The sequence below is a fragment of the Cognatishimia activa genome (genome assembly GCF_001458335.1).
Classification (GTDB): Bacteria; Pseudomonadota; Alphaproteobacteria; order Rhodobacterales; family Rhodobacteraceae; genus Cognatishimia; species Cognatishimia activa.
On record NZ_CYTO01000005.1, the window covers coordinates 19,186 to 28,555 of the forward strand.

At 53.7% G+C, this 9,370-nt stretch carries 7 protein-coding genes; 4 read left to right on the forward strand and 3 right to left on the reverse strand.

The window, feature by feature from the left end; translation table 11 throughout:
* Positions 1-4 precede the first annotated feature (4 nt).
* Together TA5113_RS02765 and TA5113_RS02770 are read right to left on the reverse strand one after the other, a co-directional pair.
* On the reverse strand, positions 5-2,104 hold the full coding sequence (locus TA5113_RS02765) for a hydantoinase/oxoprolinase family protein (protein WP_058316186.1): 2,100 nt from the start codon (positions 2,102-2,104) through the stop codon (positions 5-7).
* Between the two features lie 140 nt (positions 2,105-2,244).
* Positions 2,245-3,162, reverse strand: coding sequence for a LysR family transcriptional regulator (locus TA5113_RS02770; RefSeq protein ID WP_058316185.1), 918 nt, complete (start codon positions 3,160-3,162; stop codon positions 2,245-2,247).
* Between the two features lie 230 nt (positions 3,163-3,392).
* Here TA5113_RS02770 and TA5113_RS02775 point away from each other — a divergent pair, with 230 nt between their 5' ends.
* The 4 genes from TA5113_RS02775 to TA5113_RS02790 all read left to right on the forward strand — a co-directional run bounded on the left by TA5113_RS02775 (position 3,393) and on the right by TA5113_RS02790 (position 7,463).
* On the forward strand, positions 3,393-4,379 hold the full coding sequence (locus TA5113_RS02775) for an ABC transporter substrate-binding protein (protein WP_058316602.1): 987 nt from the start codon (positions 3,393-3,395) through the stop codon (positions 4,377-4,379).
* 67 nt (positions 4,380-4,446) lie between these two features.
* Positions 4,447-5,250 carry an ABC transporter ATP-binding protein gene (locus TA5113_RS02780; RefSeq protein WP_220387188.1) on the forward strand — a complete coding sequence of 268 codons (804 nt, stop codon included), beginning with the start codon at positions 4,447-4,449 and terminating at the stop codon, positions 5,248-5,250.
* A gap of 5 nt (positions 5,251-5,255) precedes the next feature.
* Positions 5,256-6,011: an ABC transporter permease gene (locus TA5113_RS02785; protein WP_058316182.1), complete on the forward strand. Its 756-nt coding sequence runs from the start codon at positions 5,256-5,258 to the stop codon at positions 6,009-6,011.
* Positions 6,012-6,044: 33 nt separating this feature from the next.
* Positions 6,045-7,463: an amidase gene (locus TA5113_RS02790; RefSeq protein WP_058316181.1), complete on the forward strand. Its 1,419-nt coding sequence runs from the start codon at positions 6,045-6,047 to the stop codon at positions 7,461-7,463.
* Positions 7,464-7,707: 244 nt separating this feature from the next.
* Here TA5113_RS02790 and TA5113_RS02800 read toward each other — a convergent pair whose 3' ends face one another.
* Positions 7,708-8,805, reverse strand: coding sequence for a tRNA-dihydrouridine synthase (locus tag TA5113_RS02800; protein ID WP_058316179.1), 1,098 nt, complete (start codon positions 8,803-8,805; stop codon positions 7,708-7,710).
* Positions 8,806-9,370 lie beyond the last annotated feature (565 nt).

Below are 9,370 nucleotides of genomic sequence, written 5' to 3' on the forward strand. Positions count from 1 at the left end.
GTTCTTATACCTCGCTGGCGTCGCGGCGCGACCGGATGATGAGAGAGCCGGCGGGGTGCACGCTCATGTGCTGCCCGTCGAACAAAACGGTCGTCGAACCGAATTCCTGAATAACCGCCGGGCCGGTGATTTCAGCGCCTGCGGTAAGTGAAGAGCGGTCGTAAATCGGCGTATCGACAAATCCTCCGGCACTTTCGAAATAGACCTGACGGTGGGAGGCGGGGATAGGATCACTGCTGCCTTCGGCAAAATGAGCGCCCAGATCCGGGCGACGGATCTTCCCGAAACCCGACACGGCAAGGTTCACGATCTCGACAGGTTGTTCATCCCGATAGTCGTAACCAAACATGGATTGGTGCGAGTTGTGGAAGCTTTCAAGAGCATCGGCCAGGAACTGCTCGCCTAAGTCCCCGGAGGGAACAGCAACACGCAATTCGTCGGCCATGCCCACATAGCGGGCATCGACATAGCGAACCAAGGCCGTGTCTGCTTCAGCGACACCGTCTTTCTTGAGTGCTTGTGAGGCTTCTGCCTCCAGCTTCTGGAAAATCTCTGAAACTGCGCTCAGATCGACATTGTCTTCGCGCATGACCCTGGTCTGTACATGGTCGGTGCGCCAGTCGACGGCGAGCAATCCGAATGCAGACACGTTGCCCGGATTCAGCGGCACAATTGTGGCCTGAAGCCCGACAAGATCCATTACGGCGGCGGATTGTGCAGGGCCTGATCCGCCAAATGACATCAGTGCCAGATCACCGGCCGCAAAGCCACGGCGCACAACAAGCTGACGAATGGCGTTTGCTTGATTCCAATTGGCGACTTCAATGATCCCGTTCGCGATTTCTTCGGGAGTTGCGTTCAGACCAAGTTCGTTGCCGAGCTCGACCATACCGTTTCTGGCGCGGTCGACATCCAGTGCGATGCCGCCACCGATGAGTTCGGGTGGGATCCGCCCAAGCACGAGGTTGGCGTCAGTGATTGTCGGATTGTCGCCGCCATTGGGATAGCAGAGCGGTCCGGGGCTGGCCCCGGCGCTTTTGGGGCCAACGGCAAGTCGTCCTTCGGGGTTTTTCCAAGCGATGGACCCGCCACCAGTGCCAACCGTCACCACATCAATCATCGGCAGCTTGACCGGGAAGCGCCCGATCGATCCATTGGTCGTCAGATGCGCTTCTCCGCTCTCGACAAGGCAAAGGTCAGTCGATGTGCCTCCGGCATCCAGGGTTACAACATTGGGGAATCCGGCGCTTTCTGCGAAGATTGCGGCCCCCAATGCACCGGCAGCAGGCCCGGATAACGCGGTTGAAATCGGGCGATCCCGGATTTGATCGACCCCAGCAACGCCGCCGTTTGACTTCATGACCAGAAATGGTGCCGCTTTGAGATCCGTTGGCAGTAATTCATGAATATCGCCCATATACTGGTTCATCTTTGGTTTGACAAAGACGTCGACCAGCGTGGTGATGGTGCGCTCGTATTCCCGGTATTCCGGCAGAACTTCGGAAGAAATCGACACCGGTAGGTCAGGACAGATTTCGCTGACAATGTCGCGCACTCGTTTTTCATGATCCGGATTTGCGTAAGCGTGGATGAGGCAAATTCCCAGTGCCTTGACCTTTTTGCGCTTAAAGAACTCTGCCGCTTCACGCACGCTGTCTTCGTCAAGGTCTCGGATGACGTCGCCGTCAAATTTCAACCGCTCATCAACTTCCTTGACCAGATGAAGCGGTACAATGCGGTCCGGTTTTACCCAGAAGTACGAGTTGCCATATCCCTCGGGAACACTTTGCCGCGCAATTTCCACGATATGACGAAAGCCTTTTGTCACGATCAGACCGAGGGACATGAAGCGGTCTTCTAGCAGCGCATTGGTGGCTACGGTCGTGCCATGGCAGAGCGCCTCGACAGCAGTATGATCAAGACCGAGTTGCTTTGTGATCTGATCGACACCACTTACTAGCCCTCGCGCCGGATTATCCGGGGTGCTAGGCACTTTGGTTGCAAACGCTTCGCCTGACGCACTGTCTACGGCAATAATATCCGTAAAGGTGCCGCCGGTATCAATACCGACTTTGATCTGGCGGCTCGGATTGGGTGTGCTCATTTTTGGAACCTCCGGAACGGAAAAACAACGGTCAAAAATCGACCATTTTTCTTGTGCTATTCCGTTCAGGTAATGGGTTCTGTCCAAAGAAGTCTAATAGCAATATTTGGCACAACTTATCTGAATTTCCGATAGAGCGGCTATTCGAACAATTCCCATTGTTGCAAGGCTTGGATGAAATTGTCGATGTGCTCAGCCTTGTTCTGTTCATTGCGAAACACCGAAAATTGGCACACAATATCGCTTTCCAGAGGGCGGACACAAATGCCCGGCAATGGCCGTTTTTGCTTTTCCACGTCGACACAAACAGATGGCAAGATCGCCAACCCAAGCCGAGCAACAACCAAATCAAGGATCAGATCAACATTGTCCGAAACCATGGAAATTTTTGGGTAAAGGGCAATAGATTGGAAAATATGCAGAACCAGAGCCGCATAGCCAATGCCAAGCTGGTTCATGATCAGTGGTTCGTCTGCAAGCTCAAGAGGACTAAGGGGCTTGTTCCTTTGCGCCAGATAGTGCTCTTCGGGCAGGACCACGACCATCGGCGTCTCTGCAAGGTCTGTTTGCGTGACGCCAATTGGCAACCGGTGGTTATCTGTTTTGACAGCAATTGCCAAATCAAGCCGGTCTTCTGAAACTAAGCGCAAGAGCCTTCCCGTGGTTGTTACCGAGAACTCGACGCGGCACCCGCCATCTCTTTCAGACAGGTCCTTCAGCGCCTGATTGGCCAGATGTGACCCCACACCCGACCCAAGGCCGATCCGCATGCTGGGGCGGTTATCCTGATGTATGGATAGAGCAAGGTTTACAAGCTGATCGGCCTCGACAAGCACACTCTCTGCTTTTTCCAGAAGCAAACGTCCATGAACCGTTAGTTCGACCTTGGGACCCTTGCGATCGAAAATTTCGACGTCAAGGAATTCTTCTAGCAGGCGCACCTGTTCGCTTACGGATGATTGCGAAATATTCAAATTCTGCGCCGCGCGATTGAATCCGCCGTGACGCGCAACGGCCAAAGCATATTTTATCTGGCGTATCGTGATCGGAGAATTCATGATATGTTCCCATTGCCTGTAGATGCATCACGGAAAGCTAAATCTTAGGCATTTGCTGAACAAAAATACCTGCCTGATCGCTTTTTCCGATTTATACTATCGGAATACGCTTTTTGACTCGACCACGCAAGCGACCCAAGCTTGGTTACCAGCGGCAAGGGCCCGACCGCGTATTGCAACCAAACTCGGGCAGCAACGCCGGGCGAATCCGGCGCGCAGGAGTGTATCAAATGAAGCATCTTTCTAGACTCGCGCGGAATGCCGTTGGGGCAGCAACCACGCTCATTTTTTCCGCAGCCATGGGGTCAAGCGCATTTGCCGCTGATCAGGTCAAAGTAGGGGTCTTTCCAGTAAGTTCATCGCTGCCATACTTTGTAGCAAAGGAACGCGGGTATTTCGCAGATGAAGGCATCGAAACAGAAGCCGCAACGCTCATCGGCGGGCCCGCTCTGCTTGGCGGTCTGATCAGCGGTCAAATCGATGTTGCCGCAAATCTGGTGACCATCGAAGGTATGAACGGCAACATTCTGAAACCCGGGGTAGCGACATACATCGCGGTCAACGGACAAAATGCCGAATGGCAAATGGAGCAGTTCGTGGTTGGCGCGGATCATCCGGCCAAAAGCATCGCTGATCTGAAAGGTGCCAAAATTCTTTCGGCACCCGGACCTGCAAATCTGGCGATGGCAAAAGCAGTCCTCGCCGCAAACGGCCTGAAAGAAGGCGACTATCAGCTTGATCAGGTCGACATGGGGCAACATGTAGGTGCGTTGCAGGCAGGTACGTTTGACGCAGGCTATACGCTCGAGCCAGCGGGTATGATTTCAGTCAATCTAGGCGCAACCCGTCTGTTGGAAGCAGGAATAATCTCGACTTATGTACTGGGCGATTCCTCTGCGAATACTTTTGCTGCAGGTGCTGCGCTGTCAGGCGAATTCATCGAAGAGCGCCCGGATGTGGCGGAAAGATTTGCCAAGGCATGGGCACGCGCAGTTGATGACATCCAAAACGATACCGAGTCTGTCCGCAAACACCTGATCGAGAACACCTTTACCTCGGCAGAGATTGCACCGGTTATTCCGATGGTAAACTATCAGATGGTGTCAGATCTTTCTGACGACGATCTTGGGAATTTCCAGAAATTCATCGACTTTGCCCATCAAGAAGGCATTCTGAAAGAAACCGTAGATGTGAAGGGCTTCCTGAAAGAATATTGATCCGCGCTGGGGCCCATCGATCCCGCATGGGCCCCTCCCTAGGATACCACAGGTCTGGAGTTCCACTGTGCAAGTAAAACCTATCGAACAAAGAGATGCGGACTACCTGATGGATGATGCGCACGTAACAATCCGGGGTTTATCGAAGAAATTCGGAGACGTCGTGATTTATGACAATTTCGACTTTGACATTCCCCGCAATAAGATAACGACAGTTTTCGGCCCAAACGGGTGTGGGAAATCAACAATCATCAACATGATTGCCGATCTGATGCCCCGCGATGCAGGTGAAATCCTGATCAATGGCAAACCAGTGCGAGAAACCCGAATTGGCTATGTCTTCCAGAATTACCGCGAGGCGCTTTTTCCATGGCTGCGCGCCATCGACAATATTCGCTATCCTTTGCAGTTTCTGAACCTCAGCAAGGCCGAACAAAAACAGCGCGTTGACAAACTGGTCGAGTATTTTGGCGTAAAAATCGACTTGAACCGTTACCCATATCAGATGTCGGGTGGTCAGCAGCAGCTAGTATCGATCATGCGTTCACTGGTTGTCGAGCCAGAGGTTCTGTTTCTGGACGAACCGTTCTCGGCGCTGGACTACGAAATGACGCTAATGATGCGCGACCAACTACAAAAGGTCTTCATGGAAACCAAAACGACGATGGTGCTGGTTTCCCACGATCTAGAAGAGGCGATTTATCTGGCCGACTGGGTCTTGCTGCTATCGCGTCATCCGGCGCAGGTCGCTGACTTTGTGAATTTCGATCTGCCCAGACCTCGCCACGCAGACTCTGTCATTGATCCGCATTTTGTCGAGGTCAAGGCATCCTGTCTTGAAACATTCCAACGTGAAGTTCGCAAAGGATAGACGCAATGAAGATTGGAACCAAATTCTATCCGCTATTCGGCGTACTGGGCCTTGTTGTCGTTTGGTATTTGGGCGTGCTTTCGGAAATCGTTGATCCGATCCTGCTCCCATCTCCTGGCCAGACTCTTGCTGCCATTTACAATGGAATGGTTGGTGGTGAGCTTTTATTTGATTTTCTCAGGACCATCGAACGAACAGCTTATTCGATCCTGATTGCAAGCGTGATTGCAATCCCACTCGGCATTTTTCTTGGCTCTTCGGAAAACCTGTATCGATCCGTTGAATTCGTCGTTGATTTTTTTCGGTCGACTCCGGCATCGGCGCTTTTCCCGCTGTTTCTCGTGATTTTCGGCGTGGGCGACCAAACGAAAATTCTGGTCGCCAGCTTTGGGGCCGCGCTCGTAATTCTCTTCAACGTGGCCTATGGCGTGATGAATGCACGCGAAACCCGCCTTTTGGCCGCCAAGGTTATGGGGGCCAGCCGGTTCCGTGTCCTGACCGACGTCATGCTTATGGAATCGATGCCGCAGACCTTTGTGGGCCTTCGGAACGGTGTCAGCCTTGCCCTTGTAATCGTTATTGTCGCTGAGATGTTCATCGGATCTGTCGATGGGCTGGGTTACCGGGTCATCAACGCACAGATGCTGTTTCAGATGCCTGACATGTATGCCGCAATCTTTGTATCCGGTGCGCTTGGTTATGGGTTCAACCTGCTGTTCCTGACTTTGGAAAAGCGTTTTGTGCACTGGTCCGGAAAGTGATCGATCCAGTGGAACGTCACCGCGCTGTGCCTTATGTCTGCCAGTGAACTTGCCAGAAAGTCCGCAAGCGCGCAGGCGGGGCTGATCGCATCCGGGGAAGTCAGCGCAATGGAGGTTCTAGAGGCCTCACTTGCGCGGATCGAAGAAGTGAACCCAACACTGAATGCGTTCGTAACGCTGGATCGTGAAGGTGCAAAAGCGGCAGCAATCTCGGCAGACAAGATGGTCCGCGAGGGCGAAACACTTGGCCCGATCCATGGATTGCCGATTGCGATCAAGGACATCACCGAAACCGCCGGGATCAAGACCACTTATGGCTCTGCAATTTGCAAGGATTATGTCCCGCAAGAAGACGCGGAAGTTGTCCGCCAGATACGCGCATCCGGCGGGATTATCCTTGGCAAAACCAACACGCCGGAGTTTGCAACTGGAGGGGTCACAAGCAACGAGCTGTTTGGCGCAACGGGCAATCCCTGGGATCCGGCACTGACCCCAGCGGGGTCGTCAGGGGGATCGGCCGCGGCTGTTGCCTCGGGGATGGTACCACTTGCACAAGGAACCGACTTTGGCGCTTCGGTGCGGGTTCCGGCCGCCTTCTGCGGACTGGTGGGCCTCAGAACCACACCGGGGCTGATCTCAAATGATCCCATGCCCCTGCCCTGGGATCACGGGCAAGTGCATGGCCCGCTTGCGCGCAGCCCCGAGGATGCCGCGCTGTTGCTGGATGCGATGGCGGCTTTTGACCCGCGATCACCAATTTCTGTCGTGCCCCCTTGGGCAAGCGCGCGCGAGGAATTGAAGCGGATCAACAGTGACGAAACCCTGAGCGCCTGTTTCGCGGACAATCTCGCAGGCATTCAAATCGATCCGGAAATCGCAGGGATCTGTGCCAATGCGGTCGCAAATCTCAGCACACAGGGTGTGGCGACAGAGCAAGTTTCATTTGACGTTTCAGATGGCCGCGATGCCTATTTAGCACTGCGCGGCGAATGGATGATCGGACAGCGGTTCCATCAGCTTGACCGACTTGAAGACTTCACCGGAAACCTGAATGCGAACCTTAAAGAGGGGCTTGCCCTTACGGTGCCGGAAACACAGTCGGCCCGGCGCATTCAGCAGGATATTCTACTGCGCTATCACGCGATGTTCCGTGACTTCGACGTTATCCTGACCCCAATGACGCCAATTTTTCCATTCCCGGTGGAGTGGCCCTATCCGACAGAGGTCGGAGGCGTGACGATGCAGAACTATATGGACTGGTTGGCCCCTGCCTTTCTCGTGACTCTGGCTGGCCTCGTGGCCGCATCGGTACCTGTTGGTTATGGCGCAAATGGCTTGCCAGTTGGATTGCAGGTGATCGGCCCAAAATTGTCGGAACCCAAAGTCCTCTCAATCGCGTCACGGCTGTTGGCGGCGAACCCGGATGTGTCGAAACGACACTGTTTCGACTGAGCTGAAAAACAAAGGAAGTGCATCGCCCAACTTTGACACTGACATTTCGCGACTTAAGCGAGGCTCGGCCCCTGCATCCTGAAGATCTTACCGTCGTAAGCCACCAGGATCGCGCTTACCGCAGAGCTAATTGATAGGGGCGAATGGTCAGGTCGTTTCAGCGCGTAAAGCATGTAGGACGCCAACCGGTTGTTGCACATCGGCGTTTTTGCCACCTGCTCGGACAAATTCACCGCTTTCACGATTAGGCTGACTGTGCGAAGCCACCATTGTAGGAATCGCTTTTTCTGCGGACCTGCGAATGTTCAACGATCCTTTCACGAGCGATCCCGCGGAAATCTTCAATGGATGAATGCCCGTGGCGTTCCAGATAGTCGCTCAGGTCGTCCTTAAGTTCCTGAATGAGCTTTATTCCGACGCCGCCGCTGCCTTTCTCTTCCATAGCGGCGGTGCAAATCTGCAGGTTTCCGGCGCCGTGTACGATGAAGTTAAAGGCTTCACGAAAACCACGAATGCCGCCGATACCCGATATCGATTTATCGGGAAAGGCGCGCGAGATGTCGGACACACGTTGCAGCGATTGATGCAAGATCGCCAATCCGCCCAAACCTCCGGAGGTCACTAGCCCATCTACCTCGACTTCGAATTTCAGCGTTTCCGGATCCATCAGGGGAAGCGACGGAAAGGTGTTGCAGAGCGAGATCGAGGCAGCACCAGCTTCATAGGCAGCATTGGCCCCGTCGAGAAGCGAAGAGCTTGCCGGCGTCAGTTTGGCCCAGATCGGCACGCTGACAGCACTCTTTACCGCGTAAAGGATTGATCGGATAATGTCTTCGTCATTGGCCACATTCGATCCCATATCTTTGCGATCCATGTGAGGGCAGGATAGATTCAGCTCAATCGCATCACATCCGACGTCGACCACTGCTTTTGCCAGCTTGCGCCAATTGTCCATTTCTTCTTCGCTGCCAGCGCCAGCCATGATCGATGCGATCACCATGCGGTCCGGGTAAGTGGTTTTGATCTCTTCGAGATCAGGGAGCCAAAGCTCCAGCGGCTGGTCAGAGATCAGTTCCCAATTCCAAGAGGAATGTGACACTGTATCCGGGCGTTTCATCCGCGAGACATAAGGTTTTGTTTCGCTCGTACGCTGATAGATCGTCTTAGGCCCTGCCACGTTTTCGACTGGGTGCAGGCCAATGGTCTTTGTCACCACGCCGCCCCACCCAGCTTCGAATGCCTTCATGATCTTCCGCTTGCTCTCGGTCGGAGGCGCAGAAGCCAGGATGAAGGGATTGACGAAGTTGAGGCCGGTGAAGGTTGTCGAAAGCGTGCTGACCATCGGTTGTCTCCAAGTTACATCTCTGGATGTTGAGTTTTTTTGATTTATTAGTCAATATTTACCCATTCGCCCTAAAGAACTTATGTAGAGTTAGATGGTATGGACAGTGGTTTGCGCATTATTTGCGCCTCGGCTTGGCTTTGGGCCATCAATCGGATCAATAGATAAGCACCCAGGCTACCGCTTCATCGACGTCAAAATGGCCGACGGCACCACCGTCACAATGCGTTGCACTTGGGGCGAAGAAGGCGACCAGCCTTCATAAAATATCAACACATCCGGGTGGGCTGCCGTAACTCCCTTCTGATGTTCGCAGGTGGCCGTGTTTCCAAGCTTAAAGCGAAATTCGAAGGTCTGGGCGTCTGATCCAAACCTCATCGATTTCGAGGACGCCGCTCAAACTTGGGGCGGCGTTATTAGTAGGGGCGGAATTGCGATTCTTTGCTCCAATTTCAGCTTTGCAGGACGATCCAGCCTTTCGCCGCAAGCGCACAATCATTGCTGCGTTTGCGAAGGTGTCAGAAAGTTGGGCGGAAAGCATGCGTAATTGGGCTGACCCTGTTCT

Coding starts and splice junctions, on each gene's coding strand:
- TA5113_RS02765 (WP_058316186.1), bottom strand. CDS start 2,104: ATGAGCACACCCAATCCGAGCCGCCAGATCAAAGTCGGTATTGATACC.
- TA5113_RS02770 (WP_058316185.1), bottom strand. CDS start 3,162: ATGAATTCTCCGATCACGATACGCCAGATAAAATATGCTTTGGCCGTT.
- TA5113_RS02775 (WP_058316602.1), top strand. CDS start 3,393: ATGAAGCATCTTTCTAGACTCGCGCGGAATGCCGTTGGGGCAGCAACC.
- TA5113_RS02785 (WP_058316182.1), top strand. CDS start 5,256: ATGAAGATTGGAACCAAATTCTATCCGCTATTCGGCGTACTGGGCCTT.
- TA5113_RS02790 (WP_058316181.1), top strand. CDS start 6,045: ATGTCTGCCAGTGAACTTGCCAGAAAGTCCGCAAGCGCGCAGGCGGGG.
- TA5113_RS02800 (WP_058316179.1), bottom strand. CDS start 8,805: ATGGTCAGCACGCTTTCGACAACCTTCACCGGCCTCAACTTCGTCAAT.